17 protein-coding genes and 1 tRNA gene are annotated in these 19,445 nt (G+C 54.8%); 10 read left to right on the top strand and 8 right to left on the bottom strand.

The genetic code is table 11. The features are described from left to right. Positions 1-74: 74 nt before the first annotated feature. From FHG12_RS16890 to FHG12_RS16900, 4 genes are all read right to left on the bottom strand, one after another. Positions 75-425, bottom strand: coding sequence for a hypothetical protein (locus tag FHG12_RS16890; RefSeq protein WP_139516843.1), 351 nt, complete (start codon positions 423-425; stop codon positions 75-77). A 227-nt stretch (positions 426-652) separates the two neighbouring features. Then, positions 653-1,072, bottom strand: a complete 420-nt coding sequence (locus tag FHG12_RS16895) for a MerR family transcriptional regulator (protein ID WP_139516844.1) — start codon at positions 1,070-1,072, stop codon at positions 653-655. A 430-nt stretch (positions 1,073-1,502) separates the two neighbouring features. Continuing rightward, positions 1,503-1,640 (bottom strand): hypothetical protein, encoded by a 138-nt coding sequence (locus tag FHG12_RS21025; RefSeq protein WP_165699438.1) that lies wholly within the window; start codon positions 1,638-1,640, stop codon positions 1,503-1,505. A gap of 454 nt (positions 1,641-2,094) precedes the next feature. Beyond that, positions 2,095-2,166 (bottom strand) — tRNA-Glu (locus tag FHG12_RS16900). A 342-nt stretch (positions 2,167-2,508) separates the two neighbouring features. Between FHG12_RS16900 and gap the strand changes: the two genes are divergently transcribed. The 3 genes from gap to FHG12_RS16915 all read left to right on the top strand — a co-directional run bounded on the left by gap (position 2,509) and on the right by FHG12_RS16915 (position 4,960). Further along, the gene (gene gap, locus FHG12_RS16905; RefSeq protein ID WP_139516845.1) at positions 2,509-3,519 is read left to right on the top strand and encodes a type I glyceraldehyde-3-phosphate dehydrogenase; all 1,011 of its coding nucleotides are present in this window, start codon (positions 2,509-2,511) and stop codon (positions 3,517-3,519) included. Positions 3,520-3,637: 118 nt separating this feature from the next. Next, positions 3,638-4,519 carry a diacylglycerol/lipid kinase family protein gene (locus FHG12_RS16910; RefSeq protein WP_139516846.1) on the top strand — a complete coding sequence of 294 codons (882 nt, stop codon included), beginning with the start codon at positions 3,638-3,640 and terminating at the stop codon, positions 4,517-4,519. A 90-nt stretch (positions 4,520-4,609) separates the two neighbouring features. Next, complete coding sequence (locus FHG12_RS16915; RefSeq protein WP_139516847.1) at positions 4,610-4,960, top strand: translation initiation factor; 351 nt, start codon at positions 4,610-4,612, stop codon at positions 4,958-4,960. A gap of 35 nt (positions 4,961-4,995) precedes the next feature. Here the strand turns inward: FHG12_RS16915 and kdsB are convergent, their stop codons facing one another. After that, positions 4,996-5,751 carry a 3-deoxy-manno-octulosonate cytidylyltransferase gene (gene kdsB, locus FHG12_RS16920; protein ID WP_230471382.1) on the bottom strand — a complete coding sequence of 252 codons (756 nt, stop codon included), beginning with the start codon at positions 5,749-5,751 and terminating at the stop codon, positions 4,996-4,998. Between the two features lie 236 nt (positions 5,752-5,987). On the opposite strand from kdsB, the gene FHG12_RS16925 reads away from it, so the two are divergent. The 4 genes from FHG12_RS16925 (at position 5,988) to FHG12_RS16940 (ending at position 11,040) form a co-directional block, all read left to right on the top strand. Continuing rightward, positions 5,988-6,986, top strand: a complete 999-nt coding sequence (locus tag FHG12_RS16925) for a LysM peptidoglycan-binding domain-containing protein (RefSeq protein ID WP_139516849.1) — start codon at positions 5,988-5,990, stop codon at positions 6,984-6,986. Positions 6,987-7,012: 26 nt separating this feature from the next. Next, entirely contained in the window at positions 7,013-7,735 is a 723-nt protein-coding gene (locus FHG12_RS16930; protein ID WP_174805800.1) for an HNH endonuclease, read from the top strand. Between the two features lie 9 nt (positions 7,736-7,744). Continuing rightward, the gene (locus FHG12_RS16935) at positions 7,745-8,503 is read left to right on the top strand and encodes a TIGR02757 family protein (RefSeq protein ID WP_139516850.1); all 759 of its coding nucleotides are present in this window, start codon (positions 7,745-7,747) and stop codon (positions 8,501-8,503) included. A 113-nt stretch (positions 8,504-8,616) separates the two neighbouring features. Then, positions 8,617-11,040: an endonuclease MutS2 gene (locus tag FHG12_RS16940; RefSeq protein ID WP_139516851.1), complete on the top strand. Its 2,424-nt coding sequence runs from the start codon at positions 8,617-8,619 to the stop codon at positions 11,038-11,040. A 177-nt stretch (positions 11,041-11,217) separates the two neighbouring features. Here the strand turns inward: FHG12_RS16940 and murB are convergent, their stop codons facing one another. Continuing rightward, complete coding sequence (murB, locus tag FHG12_RS16945; RefSeq protein WP_139516852.1) at positions 11,218-12,252, bottom strand: UDP-N-acetylmuramate dehydrogenase; 1,035 nt, start codon at positions 12,250-12,252, stop codon at positions 11,218-11,220. Positions 12,253-12,401: 149 nt separating this feature from the next. Between murB and FHG12_RS16950 the strand changes: the two genes are divergently transcribed. After that, entirely contained in the window at positions 12,402-13,598 is a 1,197-nt protein-coding gene (locus FHG12_RS16950) for an acyltransferase family protein (RefSeq protein ID WP_139516853.1), read from the top strand. Positions 13,599-13,710: 112 nt separating this feature from the next. Here the strand turns inward: FHG12_RS16950 and FHG12_RS16955 are convergent, their stop codons facing one another. Beyond that, entirely contained in the window at positions 13,711-15,135 is a 1,425-nt protein-coding gene (locus tag FHG12_RS16955) for a sugar MFS transporter (protein WP_139516854.1), read from the bottom strand. Positions 15,136-15,302: 167 nt separating this feature from the next. On the opposite strand from FHG12_RS16955, the gene FHG12_RS16960 reads away from it, so the two are divergent. Beyond that, the gene (locus FHG12_RS16960) at positions 15,303-16,484 is read left to right on the top strand and encodes a THUMP domain-containing class I SAM-dependent RNA methyltransferase (protein ID WP_139516855.1); all 1,182 of its coding nucleotides are present in this window, start codon (positions 15,303-15,305) and stop codon (positions 16,482-16,484) included. A 161-nt stretch (positions 16,485-16,645) separates the two neighbouring features. Here the strand turns inward: FHG12_RS16960 and FHG12_RS16965 are convergent, their stop codons facing one another. Then, positions 16,646-16,999, bottom strand: a complete 354-nt coding sequence (locus tag FHG12_RS16965) for a four-helix bundle copper-binding protein (protein ID WP_139516856.1) — start codon at positions 16,997-16,999, stop codon at positions 16,646-16,648. Between the two features lie 164 nt (positions 17,000-17,163). On the opposite strand from FHG12_RS16965, the gene recQ reads away from it, so the two are divergent. Beyond that, a complete protein-coding gene (recQ, locus tag FHG12_RS16970; protein ID WP_139516857.1) occupies positions 17,164-19,386 on the top strand; it encodes a DNA helicase RecQ in 2,223 nt (740 codons plus the stop codon). Positions 19,387-19,445 lie beyond the last annotated feature (59 nt).

Consider the following 19,445-nt stretch of genomic DNA (forward strand, 5'->3'; position numbering starts at 1 on the left):
CTATAAGAACGTTTTATAAAATTGCCTTCTATAGTAACTGATTGCCCAGTGTACATGGCTGTGCTTGCAATATCCTATTCAGCCTTAGGATCCGGTATTTCTTTTAGAAGCCAAATAGCATGAATTTCATCGAGGCTATATTCTTTCCGGGGGTAAGTTCCACATTCGCTAACGCGCTCAACGGTTAATATAAGCGACATTGGATCGTCAAGTTGATTGGCTTCCACGAAGCATTCCAGATCGGGCGAATCAAGCAAATCCACAAGGATATGATCCCGATTACATAACTTCCACCATTCGCCTTGTGGTACTATCGTAGCCTTGTAAGTTATTTCATTACAGAGGATTACGATTTTTGTGCGCTGGGGAAGTTGCTCTTCTTGCATAGTCACAGTCAGGTTTCTGCTGATTTGGGGGATGGTCATGGGGGGGCTTACAGCTCGGGCTCTAGGCTCAATGCCGGTGTGGTTTTTGTAAAAAATTGGACAATAGGGAGCCCTTCACCTCAATTTTAAGAGGCTACGAAGCGGACTATTGAAAATTTTGAACAAAGTGGTTCCTGTACAAAGCACTTGTGGCTTTGTAAGCGATTGATCGGAACTAGGGTATGAAGCCGGTTTTTAAGGGAAAAAGGGAGGTGTGGTAGGAGAGCCTACCGAGTGGCAAGTACTGCCGAGGAAGGTACACGCCACAGGGGCTTATGTACTGTACCTTCATTATAGTTTTTAGCTGGAAGCCTTCCGGTTTGAATGAGTTTCAAGCACGTTTTTGTGCATACTCCCATAGCCGCCGCGGCTTGTTCTACGGTCAACATGCTGGTTGACTCTTGCGATTTGACGAGGTGCAATTCTCGGCTGGTGCTTTCTTTCAGTTGCCTTTCCCAGCGCTGGGCTTCCAGTACGCCAGTAGCAACAGCAGCTAAACGCTCAGCCGCTAGGGCAACCAACCGTGCTTCGCGCTCACCTGCGAAAAAACCATGCTTTTCGTAGTGAGTGAACAGATGGTTGTCCACATCCGCTGTGGACACGACGGTCAGGTGATAAAGAAGCTCGGAAAGAGGCGATGGTTTCATCCGTTGTGCTTGGTGTGACCAGTTTACGGGAAAAACGCCCCCCGCGTTACCGGCGGTGCAGAATTACTCGGGAGATCAGCTGTTCGGTTATCAGTTGATCATTCGGAATACAGGACGACGAAAGCGTTTTAAGGAAATACAGATGGTTTTTTCGTGCCTGCTTCGCTGTGCACAAGCATGTTCATGGAGCTATCGAACCAAGCATTGGCAAGCCCCAGTACTGTGCGTCGGCGATCCACGTCTGTTTGCCAAAGTAAACGCCGTACTCGTCGGCGGCGCAGGTTGTGAGCACGGCGTAGGCTCTGGAATTTAAAGGAGCTATTGTTAATCTACCACACGCCATTTACGCTGATGTGCTCAGCTTTCAATAAGCAGAAGAGATCGCGAAGTTGAGGTCGATCAGGAAAAAACGCAATAGTAGCCTGGGACGCTACTGAAGAGGGTCCATGTTGTCGGGTAGCCGCAAGCGGTTCGTAGTGTGGGTCGCTTTGCAGCCTACTTTGCCGTCGAGTTGCGAGCCGGGCAAGTCGGTGAAGCGTTTATGCAGAATGCCTAGTGAAAGGAACATCCGCGGGCCATCTTCGCCAGAAGCTGAATCGGCGCACCACGCCTTGCTAGGTAAGAAGTGCCCGTGTGGAAAATGGTTTGAGGGGAGACGAGTCGCTGGTACCCGGTCTTGCGCTTGCAAAAGAAAGGCTACAAGTAGATTGCCTACGGCCTCTCCATTTGTTAGCCGCGCGAGCGACACGTCAAATGAGGCAAACCGCGTAGGCAGATAATTTTATTTAAAAGGCCTTGCACGACAGAAGGAACGAAGGTCGTACCTTAAAATTCTCACTCTTGCTGAGATGCTTTTGCAAATACAGCGCTTAAACTTCATTTCTAAACAACTTCGTCTGCCTCTCCATGGAGTTTTCTTAAAATAACTGACTAAATACTGACTAGCGAAAGCATAGAAAATGGAAAAACCCGCTCCAGAAGCTCTGAAGCGGGTTTTTAAAGTCTCAAAACGAGTGGGTAAGTAGTCCGTAGGGGAATCGAACCCCTGTTGGTAGAATGAAAATCTACTGTCCTAACCCCTAGACGAACGGACCATGTGACGTGCCTTGTTCGTTTTGATGGTGCAAAGATAGAGGAGAGAAAGTTTAGCGCAATACCTGGCCCGAAAAAAAAGTGTGCCCAGGATCAAATGGACTGACTTTCAAGGAGAAAAGTTATTTAAACGTAGCTAGCCCAAGTGGCAAGGCGCTGCCAAAAACCAGTACCTATGGCTTTCTAAGCTTCAGATTACCCAGAATCTTATTCGCTCGTACATTGTTTATAACGCTGTCAAACCGCGCTTAGTTGATTTGGCGATGTTACGGCGTCCCTTTACCTTCGCTGCGCGTTTCCACTTGGGCCTTACTGAAGGCCACTAACCCCATTTTTCTGTAATTATGGCTAAAATCAAAGTCGCCATTAACGGCTTCGGCCGCATTGGCCGCCTGACGTTCAAGTCGTTGCTCGAGCGCGACAATGTGGAAGTCGTGGCAATCAATGACCTGACGGACAACAAAACGCTGGCGCATCTGCTCAAGTATGATTCTGTGCATGGCCGCTTCCAGGGCACTGTTTCGTATGACGAAGAAAGCCTCACCGTAAACGGACAACGCATTCATGCCTTGGCCGAACGCGATCCGAAGCTGTTGCCCTGGGGCGACATGGGCGTAGATGTAGTGCTGGAATCGACGGGCCGCTTCGTAGACGAAGCCGGTGCTGGTCAGCACATTACGGCGGGTGCCAAGAAGGTAGTGATTTCGGCGCCGGCGACCGGCAACATTCCAACTGTGGTGTTGGGTGTGAACGAAGATATTCTGACGGGCGACGAAACCATCATTTCGAACGCGAGCTGCACGACCAACTGCTTGGCTCCCATGGCCAAAATCCTGGACGAAGCATTCGGCATTGAAAAGGGGTACATCACGACGGTGCACGCTTACACTTCGGACCAAAACCTGCAGGACGCGCCGCACAAAGACCTGCGCCGTGCCCGCGCTGCTGCCCTGAGCATCATCCCGACCAGCACGGGTGCCGCCAAGGCCGTTGGTTTGGTGTTGCCGAGCCTGAAAGGCAAACTCGACGGTATTGCCATGCGCGTGCCCGTTCCAGATGGTTCGACCACCGACCTCACGGTTATTCTGAAGCAGGAAGTAACTAAGGAGCAAATCAACGAGGCCGTGAAAAAGGCAGCTGAAGGCGCTCTGAAGGATATCGTTGAGTATTCGACGGACCCGCTTGTAAGCACCGACATCGTAGGCAACCCGCACTCCTGCATCTTCGACTCGGGCCTAACTTCGGCCAACGGGTCGCTGGTGAAAGTAGTAGGCTGGTACGACAACGAAACCGGCTACAGCACCCGCACTGCTGACCTCATTCAGCGTTTGGGTGAGAAAATGGCTAAAGCATAACTATTTGATTGTCAACTAGTTATATTGGAAAGCCTGCCCATCTCGGGCGGGCTTTCTTATTTTGTAGTACATCCAACGTTGCCTGCATACCGGATGGCAACCGTGTTTTTGTCTTTGTATGTCGCCTGCTAAGCTGCGCATCTGCTTCATTCTCAACCCGAACTCCGGCACCAATCGGCGGCAGGATGTGCCCGCGCTACTTGCGCAACACCTCGACCCCGCCCTCGTCGACTATGAATTGCAGCTGACGCAGTACGCCGGCCATGCCGAAACGCTGGCGCGTGAGGCGGCTCTAACGAGCTTTCGGGTGGTAGTAGCCGTGGGCGGCGATGGCACGGTAAACGAGGTGGGGCGCGGTCTTCTGGGAAGTCGGGCAGCGCTCGGAATTCTGCCGCGCGGTTCGGGCAACGGATTAGCGCGCCACTTGCGAGTGCCGCTCAGTTTGCCCGCTGCGATTAAGCGCCTCAATGCTCCTGACTTTCAACGTATTGACGTGGGAGAAATTAACGGTAGGCGCTTTTTTTGTACGGCGGGCCTGGGGTTTGACGCGCACGTAAGCAAATGTTTTGCGGCCGCCGGCACGCGTGGGTTGGCTACGTATGTGCGCGTAGCCCTGCGCGAATACCGCCGCTTCCGGCCTGTGCCCGTGAACGTCGCGTTTAATAATCAAACGCTCGAAACGGGTTGTTACGTACTGGCTTTTGCCAATGCCGCTCAATATGGCAACAACGCTTACATCGCGCCCCTGGCGGACATCCGCGACGGTCTGCTGGATCTGTGCCTGATCGACGCGTTGCCACTGGGCCGGGCCGTGCGCGTAGGCATTGGGCTGGCGCTGGGCGATCTACCAACATCAGGAGCCGCGGTTTTTCATACTTCTCGCCAGATTCAGGTGCACGCTGCTGCGCCCCTTGGCTTTCACGTCGACGGCGATTATGTGGAAGATGCTCAGGACTTCAACATCGGGCTAGAGCCGCTGGCGCTTGAAGTTGCTATTTGAGTTTGTTGCAATAGATTGATATCCAATTGGATATGCAATAGGTATTGTTTTTGGCCCTAGTGCACTTCTGGGTTTCTTACCTTTATTACTATGAAAGCAGACAAAAATCATCGCAACCGCGAAGGCATCGTCTACTCTACCAGTTCCGAGTTTGCCTATCAATACAATGCGGAAGAAGAAACGGCGACGCTGCCTCCTCAACAGCAAAACCTGCGCGTTCAGCTCGACCGCAAAGCCCGCGGCGGCAAACAGGTAACACTAATAACTGGCTTTGTAGGCAAAGACGCTGATTTGCAGGTGCTTGGAAAGCTCCTAAAAACTAAATGCGGCGTCGGCGGCAATGCCAAAGACGGGGAAATCCTGATTCAGGGTGACTTCCGCGATAAAGCGCTTGCCGTTTTGATTGAGCAAGGCTACAAGGCCAAAAAGGCGGGTGGCTAGCTTTATTGTTGCGTAAGCGCCAGTAAATAAGGTATTTACAGAGAGGGGTTTGCGGCTAAGAATTCCAGCGCCCGCGCTACGTCCTCCGGCGTGTCGATGCCGATAGTGGCCAAATTGGTTTCAGCCGTCAGGATGCGGTAGCCGTTTTCGAGCCAGCGTAATTGCTCCAGCGACTCGGCGAGCTCCAGAGAGGAAGGCGGCAATTGGGTGATTTCGGCCAACACATCGGGGCGGTAGGCATACAAGCCGATATGACGCAGATAGCGATGGTGCTCGAGCCAGTGTTCGGATGGGTGCTGACGCTGGTAGGGCAGCGGATGACGGCTGAAATACAACGCGTTACGTTGCGCATCCAGCACTACTTTAGGCAAGTGCGGGCTGAATAGTTCTTCCTCGTCCACAACCGGCTTAACTAGCGTGGCTATCTGAGTAAGTGGCTCGTCACTAAATAGTTGCAACAAGCTATTGATTTGCTCTGGGTGGATGAATGGCTCGTCACCCTGGATGTTTACCAGGCAATCGGCGGGGGTAGCGAGCTGGCGGTAGGCATCATACACGCGGTCGGTGCCGCTGGGGTGATCGGGTGAAGTCAGGAGAGCTTCGCCGCCAAATGCCAAAACATGTTCTAGAATGCGCTCGTCGTCGGTGGCGACCACCACGCGGCTCAGGGCCGACTTCTGGGCCTGCTCGACCACGCGCTGGATCATGGATTTGCCGCCTAAGTCGGTAAGCGGTTTGCCGGGCAAGCGGGTAGAAGCGTAGCGGGCCGGAATGATGCCGATGGCGTGCAGCATAGCAATCAGAGTGAAGTGGACGGCTGCAAAGGAGGCAGAATTCCGGCAAAAAACAGAAACCACGCTCATTTAGCACCGCCATTAGTTCGTTAAAAACATGCCTTCTGCCCAATGGAAAGCGTGTTTTGGCACTGTGCTGGGATTATTTTTTATCTTTCGGCAGTATTTATGCTGCTGGCAAGGCAAGGTGCTGCTTTTTCGCTGGTATCTGCCTTTTCCCGCAAACCGTCCGTATGACCCGTTTTTCGTTGCTGTTTGCCGCGTTCGTTGTTTCCAGCCTTTCTGCTTCCGCCGCCTTACGGCCCGTGTTGCCTGATTCTATAGGCGTTGAATACCGCAACAATAAGATGTTGATTAAGCACCGGGTTAATCCTGGTGAAACCCTCTACGGCCTCTCGCGGCGCTACAAAGTGCCCGTCGATCAGATTGTAGAGGTCAATCCGAATTTGCAAGGCGGCCTAAACACCGGCCAGATTGTGCTGGTGCCGCGGTCCCGCGTCGTCCTGACCAATCCGCCGGCGGCGCGCCCCGCCGAAGCTACTAGTGCACCGACCTCGGCCGCAGCGCGGGCGCTGGCCACTGATGCACACGGCAACAAAGTGTACAAAGTGGAAAAAGGCCAAACCCTTTTTTCCATTGCGCGCCGTTTCGAAACTACCCCGGATGCGTTGGCTCAACTTAACCATTTGCCGGCTGGCGGTGGCGTTCGTATCGGTCAACTCCTCGTTATTGTGCCAGCGCATGCCGCGCCTAGTGCGCCACCCACCCCAACTCAGCCGCAACCCCAACCTGTGGTGGCAACTACTCCCGTAAAAACGTCGCCGCCCGCAACCGCTCCGACAACGCCCGCCAACAGGCCAGAGCGCGCTGAGGAGGCCGAAAAGTCTCGGGAGACTGCGCCGCCAACAACCAGTGAGTCGACTACCGACGAAGACCGAGCACCGGAGCGGGCCAGCGAAATCGTGCGGCGCGTAAAAGAAAGCGGCTTGGCGGCCGTCATCGAAGGCGGCGGCACCGACAAATACCTCGCGCTGCACAAAACTGCGCCGGTGGGCACAATTATGCAGGTGCGCAACATCATGAACGGGCAGGCCGTGTACGTGCGCGTAATCGGTCAACTACCTGATACTGGTGAGAACAGCAACATTCTGGTGCGGCTTTCCAAAAAAGCGGTGCAGCGCCTCTCCACGCCCGATAGCCGCTTCCGCGTCGAAACTTCGTATGTGCCGTAAACGCATGGCGCACAGCCGCTAAGCGCATGGAGCATCGCTCTACTGACTTAGCGGCCGCGGGCGATATTTTTACCTACGCCGAAATGTGTTGGCTGGAAAAAACCAACCTGCGGCGCGGGATGAACTTTCGGTTGCACGGGCGCCAGACAATTATTCTGATGTCGAGGCGGCCGGACGCGCCCTACGCCGATCGGTTTGAGGAGCATGGACGCATCCTGATTTACGAAGGCCACGACATTCCGCGCAATGAGCTATCTGCGTCCAAACTCGCTGATCAGCAGCTCGCTACCCCGCGGGGTACGCTCACCCAAAACGGACGCTTCTTCGAGGCTGCCCGCCGCGCCAAGTTGGGCGAAATTGAGCCTGAGCCGGTGCGAGTGTATGAGAAAATTGACGCTGGCGTGTGGGTCTTCAACGGCGTTTTTGCTCTTATAGACGCGTGGCGCGAAGCCGATTTGGCGCGGCAGGTGTTCAAATTCAAGCTTCGGCTAATTGAGACCGATCCTGCAAACCCTGTAGAAAACCAAGCTATTGGTAATGAATTGATTATCAATAGCTTGCTTTCTGCTTCTGTCAAGCAGGAAGTTTGGAAGCGGGAGAAAGGGCGTTGTCAGGTTTGTGGCAGCACCAGCAACTTGCACTTTGCCCTCCGGTCCGGTGTTTCCTCCTCAACTTTGCCCATTACTGCCGCTAACGTACAGCTTCTGTGCGCTTTCCATTATCCGTTGGAAGGCGAGGGGCTGCCATAATTTTTGCTCTTGAATCACGCCCAAATCCGCCAGTTGCTCGACGATCGCTACGACCATTACGACCGGCCAGCCTTCATCCTCAACGACCCCATTAGCATTCCGCATCGGTTTTCGCTGCGCCAGGATATTGAAATTAGCGGCCTGTTCGCGGCCTTGTTGGCTTGGGGGCGTCGGCCTACAATCATTAAAAAATGTCAGGAACTGATACAGCGCATGGACAACGCGCCCCATCAGTTCATCCTGCACCATTCCGACGACGATTTGAAGGGTCTGTTAGGCTTCTGCCACCGCACCTTTTGCGATACCGATCTGCTGTATTTCGTGCATTTTCTGCGGTGGTTTTATGAGCAGCACAACACCTTGGAAGACGCTTTTTTGCACGGTGTCACGCAGCGCGAACGGCTAGAACAATTTCATAATCTGTTCTTTAGCCTGCCCGATGCCCCCGGCCGAACCCGCAAGCACGTAGCCACGCCGGCCCGCAAATCGGCCTGCAAGCGCGTGAACATGTACCTGCGTTGGATGGTGCGCCAAGACACCCGCGGCGTGGATTTTGGCCTCTGGACGCGCCTGCCCATGTCGGACCTGATCTGCCCGTGCGACGTGCACGTGGAGCGCGTCGCCCGCCGCCTGGGCCTGATGACGCGCCCCGCCGTGGATTGGGCTGCTGCCGAAGATCTGACCGCCCACCTACGCGACTTTGACCCGAATGACCCGGTCAAATACGACTTTGCGTTGTTTGGGCTGGGTGTGGAGGGCGAAATGTAATGCCGGTAACTTGCTTGTACTCGTGCATCATTTATTAATATTCCTGAATCTTTATCGCTGCTAGCCGTGTTTACCATAGCAGTCTTTTCTACACCCTGAATTCCGATTTCTCTTTGATTCTTCCAAATAACTTCGAGCAGAAAATAGGCTTCGCGCAACTGCGCGAAATGCTGGAGTCGTTGTGCCTGAGTGCATTAGGCCGCCACTTTGTGGGCAAAATGCAGTTTCAGACCAAGCACGACCAACTGCTGAAACTTCTGCAGCAAACCGACGAATTCCGCGCCCTGCTTCATTCTGGCGCCGATTTTCCGAGTCAACATTACCACGATGTGCATCCACATCTGGTGCGCGCCGCCATTCCGGGGGCTTACCTCGACGTGCCTGCGTTTTTCGCGGTGAAAATGTCGTTGCGCACCATTCGGCAAGCCCTGACTTTTTTTACCCAAGCAGAAGAAAGTCTGTACCCAACGCTGCGCCTGCTGGGCATTGGTGTGCAAGTCGACCGTAACCTGCTAGCCGCGCTCGATAAAGTGGTGGACGACGAAGGCCAGGTACGCGACAACGCTTCGCCGTTGCTCATGCATTTGCGTCAGGAACTCATCAACCGTCAGGGGCTTCTGCGTAAACAGATTGCCGGCATTCTGCGCCATGCCAAGTCGGAAGGGTGGGTGCCGGAAGGTGCCGAACCCACGATTCGGGGCGGGCGGTTGGTGCTGCCCGTCATTGCGGAGCACAAGCGCCGGGTGAAAGGCCTGATTCACGACGAATCGGCTTCGGGGCAAACGGTGTTTATCGAGCCGGAAGCGGTTTTTGAGCTAAACAACGACATCAAGGACCTCGAAAATGCTTACCAGCGCGAGCTGATCCGCATTCTTACTTCCCTGACCGACCAGCTGCGTCCGCACATTCCGGATTTGCGGAAAGCCTATCAGTACTTGGGATTGCTAGATTTTATTAGAGCCAAGGCACAGCTAGCCAGGCAGTTAGAAGCAACGTTGCCTGCGCTGAACCCGAAGCCGTTGGTACGCTGGAAAACGGTGCGCCATCCGCTGCTCTACCTCACGTTCAAAGAGCACCACAAAGAAAATCCGCGTGAAGTGGTCCCGCTCGACATAGAGCTCAACCACGAGCAGCGCTTGCTTCTGATCTCAGGACCGAATGCCGGCGGTAAGTCGGTGTCGATGAAGACGGTAGGATTGGTGCAGTACATGCTGCAGTGCGGCCTGCTCATTCCGGCTGGCGACGGCTCTGAAGCCGGGATCTTTGAGGATATTTTCCTGGACATTGGCGACGAGCAAAGCCTTGAGAATGACCTCAGTACGTATTCGTCGCACTTGCTGAACATGAAGCAGTTTCTGCTGTTTGCTGGCAAGCGCAGCCTCGTGCTGATCGACGAATTTGGAACCGGCACCGAGCCCATGCTGGGCGGTGCCATTGCCGAAGCGGTGCTGGATCAGTTGAACCGCGCTCGCGCATTTGGCGTGATCACGACGCACTATACCAACCTCAAAAACTACGCGGAGCGTACGCCGGGCATTGTCAACGGTGCCATGCGCTACGATCCGGAGCAGTTGCAGCCGCTCTACCGCTTGGAAATCGGGAAGCCGGGCTCGTCGTTTGCCATTGAAATTGCTCGGAAAATTGGCTTGCCCAAGCAAATTGTGGAGCGCGCCACCCAACTCGTCGGCAAGGATAAAATCCGGTACGACAGGCTGTTGGAGGGCTTGGAAAAGGAAAAAACCGACCTGGAACAGCGCACGGCGGAAGCGGCCAAGCAGGAGCGGCGCATGAAAAAAGCGGCGCAGGAATATCAGGATCTGAAAAAATACCTCGACGAAACCACGCTCGACGTGCTGCGCGACGCCAAGGCGAAAGCCAAGTTGCTGCTCAAAGACACGAACCAGCAAATAGAAGCCACGATTCAGGAAATAAAGACTTCGCAGGCGGATAAAGAGCAAACCAAACAGGCACGCCAGAAGCTGGACGATTTCGTGCGCAAGGAGTTGCAAATTGAGCCGCCCAAGCCCAAGGCCCACCGCGAAGTAGCTGATCCTAGTACCCTTAAGATCGGCGACAAAGTTGCGCTGATTGGCCAGGAAGGTTACGGCGAAATTATGAGTCTAAAGGGCAAATCGGCTGAGGTGTCGTTTGGCGGCATGAAAACGCTTGTGAAAGTTGGCCAGCTCGAAAAGGTGAGCCGCTCCGAAATTCGCGAACGCGAGAAGCAAATGGCCCGCACAGCACCAGCCACTTACGCCGGATCCGGGTTTGATATGACGGGCCGAATGTCGGGCTTCAACACCACACTCGACCTGCGCGGCGAGCGGGCCGAAGACGCGTTACAGAAAATAATGTCCTACATCGACGACGCCGTCATGCTGGGCATTCCGGAAATCAAGTTTCTTCACGGTCGCGGCAACGGCGTACTCCGCCAGGTGGTGCGCGATTATTTGCGCTCGGTGCGCTCCGTGGCCAGCGTCGCCGACGAGCACGCCGACCGCGGCGGTGATGGTGCTACGGTAGCAGTTCTAAAGTAAAGTGTATTGCAACTATCTGATTGTTAGAAGGTTGTAAGAATTTTCGTCATCCTGAGCAACGCGAAGGACCTTATCACGGCACAAGAACTTGTTCTGCTGTGATAAGGTCCTTCGCGTTGCTCAGGATAACAGATGCAAGGGAATAGGGCAAAAGAAACAACGGTGGCGCCGCTACGGCTACATGATATTCACTTCGGGGTGCAGCTCGATGCCGAATTTTTCACGGACTGAAGCAATGATTTCTTGGGCTAAGCTCTGAATGTCAGAGCCTTGCGCGCCGCCGTGGTTTACGAGTACCAACGCTTGCTTGTCGTGGACGCCGTGAGGGCCGCGGCGCTGACCTTTCCAGCCGCACTGCTCGATGAGCCAGGCCGCGGGCACTTTTACACCTCCGGGCACGGGATAGCCCGGCAAGTCGGCGTATTGTGCTTTGAGTTCGTCGTATTTGTGCTGCGAGATTTCGGGGTTCTTGAAAAAGCTGCCTGCGTTGCCAATTTCGGCCGGGTCAGGCAGTTTGCTTCTACGAATCTGGATAACGGCTTCGCTCACATGCTGTGGCGTTGGCTCGCCTTCGATTCCCATATCGGCCAAGGTCGTGCCGATGGCGCCGTAGCTGATGTTGACGCGGTGCTTGCGGTGCAGCCGGAGCAGCACGCTGGTGACAATGTACTGGTCTTTGAGCGGCCCTTTGAACACGCTTTCGCGGTAACCAAAGCCACATTCCGCTCGGGTAAACGTGCGCAAGTGCCCGGTGCTGGTTTCGAGCGCTTCGAGGCTCTCAAAGGTGTCTTTTAACTCCGCTCCGTAGGCTCCAATATTTTGGAGCGGCGCAGCGCCAACTGTGCCTGGAATCAGAGAGAGATTTTCGATTCCGCTAAGATTCTGATCCAGAGCGTATTGTACCAGGGCGTGCCACGACTCGCCAGCACCGGCACGGACCAAAGCTGTATCGCTGGCCTCGTCGGAAGACAACGTTTCTAAACCCCGAATCTCGTTTCGGAGTACTACACCATCGAAGTCCTTGGTAAACAGTAAGTTACTGCCGCCGCCTAGCACCAGCTTTGCGGCTTGCTGGACTTCGGGCAATGCCAACAGTGCCCGTAATTCATCGGTGCTGGCAAAGCGCGCAAACAAGCGTGCTTTCACATCGATGCCGAACGTGTTATAGGTGCGGAGCGAAACGTTGTGTTCAAGAAGAGGAGCCGAAGTCATGCGGAAGGCGGGAAGTGATTTCTCGGCAAAGGTAGCCGTTTCGTATTCCCGCTTTTGACGCTTCGAGAAGTAATTGGATTGCGTCTCGTTCTAATGTAAGAAGCATTGTACTCGTATCTTTGAGGTAATTTACCTTCAACGAAGCCCCAATGGCCGAGCATTCTTTACTGCTTACTTCGATAGATGCCTCATCTTCTGCCGGGCTTGTCAAGCCCCCTAAAGCGCAGAAAGTATATTTCGACAACCTCGATCTGTTACGTGTTGTGGCTTTCGGAATGGTGTTTTTGGCGCACAGCGAGTTGGGCAAGACGCTGGGCCATTTCAGCAGCAATTCTTTCTATATCCGAGTTGTCAACTTGCTGTCGGATGGCGGATCGGGCGTATCTTTTTTCTTTGTGCTAAGCGGGTATCTGATTACGTATCTGCTGCTGCAAGAGCGAGAAGCAACCGGGCGGATTCACTTGAGCAACTTCTACGTCCGGCGCACCTTGCGAATTTGGCCTCTGTATTTCGCTGTGCTGCTCTTCGGCTTTTTCGTGTACCCAGCCTTCAAAAGCGTCATTGGCATCACTACTGACATAGCACACCGGGCACCTTTCTATTTTACCTTTCTGAGTAATTTCGATTCAATCTATCTGGCTCACAATCATTTGCAGCCACTCTCCGTGGCGATGATCGGGATTACCTGGTCGGTAGCCATTGAAGAACAATTTTACCTGGTGTGGCCGCTGCTGTTTTTGGTGGTGCCCAAACGGTATTACCAGGCAATTTTTTACGGAGTGATACTCTGCTCATTGGTTTTTCGCTATCTGCACCGCACGGATGGCGACACCCTTTATTTCCATACGCTATCAGTAATGTCGGATTTGGCAATGGGCGGTTTGTTTGCCTACCACTGCCGTTTCAATCCGCGGTTTGTTGGCTTTTTCCAGAACCTGCCCAAACTGGTGATCGGGTTGGCATACCTGCTCGGTTTCGCGTTGCTGTTGTACCGCGATGATTTGTACCCCGGCACTTCTGCGGCCGTGGTTGCGCGCTTGGTGAGCACTTTGTTTTTTGCTTTTATCATAACGGAGCAGAACTTCGCAGGGCATTCACCCTTGAAGCTGTCCCGCCTCACTACGCTTTCCCGGTTAGGCAAGTATACCTACGGCCTGTATTTGCTGCATCCCATCGCCATCCAAGTGACAATTCTCTTGTTTCGGGGCGCGCATCTGTCTCGTGAGAGCGTGGAAGGTGGCTTTAGCTACGCTGGTATTGCTCTGGCTATATCCTTGATAATGAGCTATGTAAGTTATCGGTATTTTGAGGCTTATTTCCTGCGCCTCAAGCATAAGTTCTCTTAAGCGTTAATCACCAAGCAAAGCGTACCCAGCAAAAAGTCCGGCAATATGCCGGACTTTTTGCTGGGTAGAGGGAGCGAAAATACCTCAACCTAATTTTCTGGGAGAGGCTTGCTTACCGCACCCGGTAGCCGCGCAACGCGTAAAACAACAAATAAGTATAGCACAGGGCCGGCACCACAAAGGCTACCCGTAGCCCTCCGCCGTGCGTGGCGATGAAGCCCATAAGCGGAGGAATGATGGCTCCGCCCACAATTGCCATGATCAGGTAGGACGAGCCCTGTTTGGTGAATGAGCCGAGGCCTGTAATCGCCAGTGGAAAAATTACGGGCCACATGATGGAGTTGCACAAGCCGCAGAGCACCACCAACCACAAAGCAGTTTCACCGTGGCTCAGGATCGAAGCAACTACCAGCATCACGCCGGCGGCGCACACTGCCACTAATAAGGCCCGGTTGTGAAAGCGCAGCAGCAGCGGAATGCCCACCAGTCGGCCCACTAAGGAGCCAAACCAGTACGAGGAAACCAGCACCGCGCCCACTGCCTTGGTAAAACCAGCCGACGTATCGAGGGCGTCGGCGTGGCGGCCAAATAGCACCAAGGCGTAGTTGGTTGCCACGTTCAGGCTGCGGACGAGGGTTTGGGTAAACGAGCTAAGTTGTTGAATGCCTTGTGATTCGCCGTAGCGGATCAGGAAGGATCCCAAGCCTACTTCCACACCCACGTACACGAAAATAGCCACGATGCCCAGCACAAGGTGTGGAAATGCCAGCGCACTTTGCCGGGCGGCCGTCTGCAATTGGCCGTTGGCGGCAAGGTCGGCTGCTTGGGGTTCATCTTCGGCAGGCAGGCTCTCAATTTCGGGTAATTTCAAGACGAAAAACACACCCGCCAGCACCGCCAAGAACGCGGCCAAGCCGAGATAGGGGGCTTTTACCAGTTGCGATTCTTCAGCCAATCGTTGGGCCACCGGCAGGGCTGCCAAACGCGCTTTCAGTGCTACCGAGCCACCGAACAATAAAATTCCGCCCACCAAGGGCGATAAAGCGCCACCGAAGTTGTTGGCCACACCTACAATGCTCACCCGCGCCGCCGCGCTACGCGCAGCGCCCAGCACCGACACATAGGGGTTGGCTGCAACTTGCAGTAGGGTGATACCAGCTCCGAGCACGCCCAGCGCCGTCAGAAACAGCCCGAACGTGCGCGAATTGGCCGCCGGCACAAACAGCAGCGCACCGCCCGCCATTACCAGCAAGCCCACCACGATACCGCGCTGGTAACCAAGGCGTTTCAAAACGTAACCTGCTGGCAGCGACATCAGGAAATACGCCCCGAAAAAAGCCGACTGCACCAACGACGACTGTAAATCGGTGAGCTGACACACGTCCTTGAGGTAGGGCATGAGCACGTCGTTGAAGTTCGTGACGGCCCCAAACAGGAAGAACAGCGACGTCATGGCGGCCATGGGCAGCGCAAAGCTGCGCTTGGTTTCGGGGCCGGTAGCCGCAATCGGGGAGGAAGAGGTGGTGGGAACGGCCATGCAGGCGAAGTTTTGGAGAGGAAAAGCAAAAGCGAGGCCTTAAAGATAGAAAAACCGCTTGGGCTGTTGCGTTTACTTTCGCCTAGGGCTGCGCGGCGCAAAAGCACGCGTTGCATTCCTGCGCATTTGCCGACCTTTGTGCCTTCTCCTCACATTTGCCGCTTTTTATGGCTGATAACCGCCGCGACGCTCCGTTTTTTATGACTGCCACCACCCAGTTTGGACTGGAAGAGGTGTTGGCTGATGAGTTGCGCCAGCTCGGCGCCAAAATCGAGAAGATGGGCAGCCGGGCCGTGGAGTTTACCGGCAACAAGCAATTACTCTACGAAGCGACCCTATGGTGCCGCACCGCCATGCGCATACTCAAGCCCTTCGCCGACTTCTACGCCCGCGACGAGCGGGCACTGTATCGGGAAGTTGGTAAAATTGATTGGAGTAAGTATATAGCTGAAAATCAGACTTTTGCTATTACGGCCGTTGTCAATAAATCCAGCTTCGAGCACTCGCTATTTGTAGCGCAATTGGCCAAGGACGCCATCGTCGACCAGTTCCGCGATCGTACGGGCCGCCGTCCAAGCGTCGACGTCAACCGCCCCGACATCCGGTTGCACCTGCACATGCTCGAAAACGAAGTGGTGCTGTCGCTGGATGCGGCGGGCGAATCGTTGCACCGGCGCGGCTACCGTCAGCAAACCAACGCCGCGCCGCTCAACGAAGTATTGGCCGCCGGGCTATTGCTATTGTCGGGTTGGGACGGCAAAAAAACGCTTGTCGATCCGATGTGCGGCTCCGGTACGCTCCTGACCGAGGCCGCGCTCATCGCCCAGCGCATTGCGCCTGGTTTGTATCACCAAGGCAAATTCGGCTTCGAAAATTGGGCCGACTTCGACGCTTCGCTCTGGGAAACCATTCGGCTCGACGCCCGAAATGCCCGCCTCGAAGAGCCCCAAGCCGACATCGCCGGCTCCGACATCTCCCGCGAGTTCATCGAGCTGGCGCGGCAAAACGTGGAAGCTGCTGATTTAGAGGATTATATCCGGCTTGGTGTGCGCGATGTCAAGGAAGCCAAAGCTCCCAAAGGCGAACCCGGTATCGTGATGATGAACCCGCCGTATGGCGAACGCATCGGGGCGGAGCAAGAAATGGCCGGGCTCTACAAAACCATCGGCGATACGCTCAAAACGAACTTTCAGGGCTACGACGCCTACATTTTTACCGGCAACCTGGAGGCGGCCAAAAGCGTGGGCCTGCGCACCTCCCGCCGTGTGCCGCTCTACAACGGACCAATTGAATGCCGGCTGTTGAAGTACGAGCTTTACCAAGGCACGCGCAAACCAAAGGCTGTCTAAATTGCTCCTAATCATTCTGGCACAGGCAAACACTCCCTCGTGTCATCCAGAGCGTAGCGAAGGATCTCTACATGGAACGTTGTGTAAAGCGGTAAAAATCCTTCGCTACGCTCTGGAGGCCTGCAAAGGCTATCTTTTACAATTAACTGATATTCAATTATTTATAAAAGATAGCTCTTGCAGGCATCTGCGCAGGCTTTACAGGCCTCGGCGCACTTCTGGCAGTGTTCGTGTTGGTGCTTAGAGCACTCATCGTAACACAGCCGGCAAACTTCTACGCACTCGCGCATGACGTGCTTTGCATGAGGCGAATGGCGAGCCACCAAGCGCGCCGTCAGTGCGCAGATGTCGGCGCAATCGCGATCAAGCAGAATGCATTGGACCATCATCTGCACGTGCGGTTCCTGCAAGCAAGAAGTGGCGCAGTTTTCACAGGCGGCCACGCACCGGTTCAGCACGCTAAGGATGGTGTGGTCGAGTTTGGTAGAGATGTTGGGGGCAGTTGGCTGGTTCATAATGGTTCAAGCTTAGGCGAGTTAGACGTTAAATTCTGAAGTATTCTTACGGTACTAAGCGCACAGACGATGGTGCAGAATTGAGTCAATGAAGTGCACGATTTCCCCGCCGCGGTGGTTCAATTAATCTTTCAACTCCTCCCGATTAGCCGTATTTTTACCGAATGCTATTTGCCCCCGAAACCTTCGAACCTACCGTTGATTCTGCCCGCCGCGTCCTGAAGCAATACTACGGCTACGACGCGTTTCGGCCTATGCAGCAGGATATTATCGAGTCTATCCTGGCGGGGCGCGATACGGTGGTGCTCATGCCAACGGGCGGCGGCAAATCGGTGTGTTTTCAGGTGCCGGCTGTCATCAGCGAAGGAACGTGCGTGGTCGTGTCGCCGCTGATCGCCTTGATGAAAGACCAGGTGGAAGCCCTAAAAGGCAACGGCATCTCGGCTGCTTACATCAACAGCAGCGTAGGCCAGAGCGAGCAAAACAGCATTGCCGGCGATTGCATGAATGGCCACCTGAAGCTGCTGTACGTGAGCCCCGAAAAGCTGCTGTCGTCGGGTTTTTTGCAGTTTCTTAAGCGTCTCAAAGTCAGCATGTTCGCCATCGACGAAGCGCACTGCATTTCGTCGTGGGGCCACGATTTCCGGCCCGAGTACACGCAGCTGCGCGTCCTGCGCGAGCAGTTTCCGCAGGTGCCCATCATTGCCCTCACCGCTACCGCCGACCGCCTTACGCAGCGCGACATTCAGCAACAACTGCGTTTGAACGAGCCGCAGGTCTTTCTCTCGTCCTTCGACCGCCCCAACCTCAACCTGATCGTGCGCCCCGGCCAAGACCGGATCGGCGGCATTCTAGAGTTTCTGGATCGACATCCGGGCGAGGCAGGCATTATTTATTGTCTGTCGCGCAAGCAGTGCGAAACCATCTCGCAAAAGCTGCTGGCCAAGGGCATCCGGGCCGGCCACTATCACGCCGGCATGACGCCCAACCAGCGCGGCGCGGTGCAGGAAGCTTTCTTACGCGATGATATCCAAGTAATTGTGGCTACGATTGCCTTTGGTATGGGCATCGACAAGAGCAATGTGCGCTGGGTAATTCACTACAACTTGCCCAAAAACATAGAAGGGTATTACCAGGAAATCGGTCGTGCCGGCCGCGACGGGGCTCCGGCCACGGCGCTGATGTTCTACAACTTCGGCGACGTGATGAGCCTGCGCGACATGCTCACCAAAGAGAATCCGCATCTCACCCAACTCAACCTCACGAAGCTGGAGCGTATGCAGCAGTTTGCGGAAGCGGCTTCGTGCCGCCGCAAAATTCTGCTCAACTACTTCGGCGAAACATTGGGCCAGGACTGCGGCAACTGCGATATCTGCCGCAATCCGCCTACCACCTTTGATGGTACCTTGCTGGCACAGAAGGCGTTATCGGCCGTAGCCCGAATGCGCGAACGAGCCAGCATTGGCTTGCTCATCGACGTGCTGCGCGGCATGCGCAACCAAGCAGTGCTCTCCGGCGGCTACGACCAGATCAAGACCTACGGTGCCGGTGCCGACCTGCCTTATCTGGATTGGTATAGCTATATCCACCAGATGCTCAACGATGGCCTGTTGTATATTGCTTACGAAGAAGGCTACTCGCTGAAAATCACAGAGCTAGGCAAGGAGGTGCTGCAAGGCCAGCGTCAGTTGCCGCTGAAGAAATTTCAGCCTGCTGAGAAGGCCGAAAAACCGACCCGCGCCAGCAAGAAAGCGGCCGCGGCAGCTGCTACGCCCACCGATGCTACGGCCGAGCTGTTTGGGCACCTGCGTGCCCTGCGCAAGCGCATTGCCGACGAGCAAAATGTGCCGCCCTACGTGGTGTTTTCGGACACGACCTTGCAGGAAATGGCGCAGGAACGTCCCGTTACGCGCACCGCCATGCTGGCTATTTCGGGTGTGGGTATGAAGAAGTTCGAAACCTACGGCGAGGCATTTATCAAGGAAATTTTGGCGCGTGGCGGCAACCCCGCCGAATCCGAAACGCCTGCCGACTCCGCCGACCTGCCCGCGCCAAAGGCCCGCAAAGCGCGCACCGAAATCAACGATACGCAGGACACCACTTTCCAGCTACACCGCGCAGGTATGGGCGTCGACGACATTGCCGTCCAGCGCGGCCTAAGCCCCAGCACAATCCGGGCGCACCTCGAAAACCTGTACGCCAAAGGCTACCAGATTCGGCTGGAGGAATTTCTGAGCATGGACGATTTTGCCGAAATCCAGACGGCTGTGGGGCAGCTTGGCGGTTCGTCGCTGCTGCGCGATCTTTTCGATCACTTGCGCGAAAAGCACGATTACTTCAAGCTGCGATTGGCTCTGACGTACCAAAAGCGGTTGCGCGGCGAGTAAATTCTTGGTTATTAAAATGTAAAGGCCCGATTGCTGTCAGTTTACTGACGTGATCGGGC

Source organism: Hymenobacter jejuensis, from assembly GCF_006337165.1.
Lineage (GTDB): Bacteria > Bacteroidota > Bacteroidia > Cytophagales > Hymenobacteraceae > Hymenobacter > Hymenobacter jejuensis.

What these genes read in the sequence shown, in the direction of transcription:
- FHG12_RS16890 (WP_139516843.1), bottom strand. Translation starts at nt 425, where the DNA reads ATGACCATCCCCCAAATCAGCAGAAACCTGACTGTGACTATGCAAGAA.
- FHG12_RS16895 (WP_139516844.1), bottom strand. Translation starts at nt 1,072, where the DNA reads ATGAAACCATCGCCTCTTTCCGAGCTTCTTTATCACCTGACCGTCGTG.
- FHG12_RS21025 (WP_165699438.1), bottom strand. Translation starts at nt 1,640, where the DNA reads ATGTTCCTTTCACTAGGCATTCTGCATAAACGCTTCACCGACTTGCCC.
- gap (WP_139516845.1), top strand. Translation starts at nt 2,509, where the DNA reads ATGGCTAAAATCAAAGTCGCCATTAACGGCTTCGGCCGCATTGGCCGC.
- FHG12_RS16910 (WP_139516846.1), top strand. Translation starts at nt 3,638, where the DNA reads ATGTCGCCTGCTAAGCTGCGCATCTGCTTCATTCTCAACCCGAACTCC.
- FHG12_RS16915 (WP_139516847.1), top strand. Translation starts at nt 4,610, where the DNA reads ATGAAAGCAGACAAAAATCATCGCAACCGCGAAGGCATCGTCTACTCT.
- FHG12_RS16925 (WP_139516849.1), top strand. Translation starts at nt 5,988, where the DNA reads ATGACCCGTTTTTCGTTGCTGTTTGCCGCGTTCGTTGTTTCCAGCCTT.
- FHG12_RS16930 (WP_174805800.1), top strand. Translation starts at nt 7,013, where the DNA reads ATGGAGCATCGCTCTACTGACTTAGCGGCCGCGGGCGATATTTTTACC.
- murB (WP_139516852.1), bottom strand. Translation starts at nt 12,252, where the DNA reads ATGACTTCGGCTCCTCTTCTTGAACACAACGTTTCGCTCCGCACCTAT.
- FHG12_RS16950 (WP_139516853.1), top strand. Translation starts at nt 12,402, where the DNA reads ATGGCCGAGCATTCTTTACTGCTTACTTCGATAGATGCCTCATCTTCT.
- FHG12_RS16955 (WP_139516854.1), bottom strand. Translation starts at nt 15,135, where the DNA reads ATGGCCGTTCCCACCACCTCTTCCTCCCCGATTGCGGCTACCGGCCCC.
- FHG12_RS16960 (WP_139516855.1), top strand. Translation starts at nt 15,303, where the DNA reads ATGGCTGATAACCGCCGCGACGCTCCGTTTTTTATGACTGCCACCACC.
- FHG12_RS16965 (WP_139516856.1), bottom strand. Translation starts at nt 16,999, where the DNA reads ATGAACCAGCCAACTGCCCCCAACATCTCTACCAAACTCGACCACACC.
- recQ (WP_139516857.1), top strand. Translation starts at nt 17,164, where the DNA reads ATGCTATTTGCCCCCGAAACCTTCGAACCTACCGTTGATTCTGCCCGC.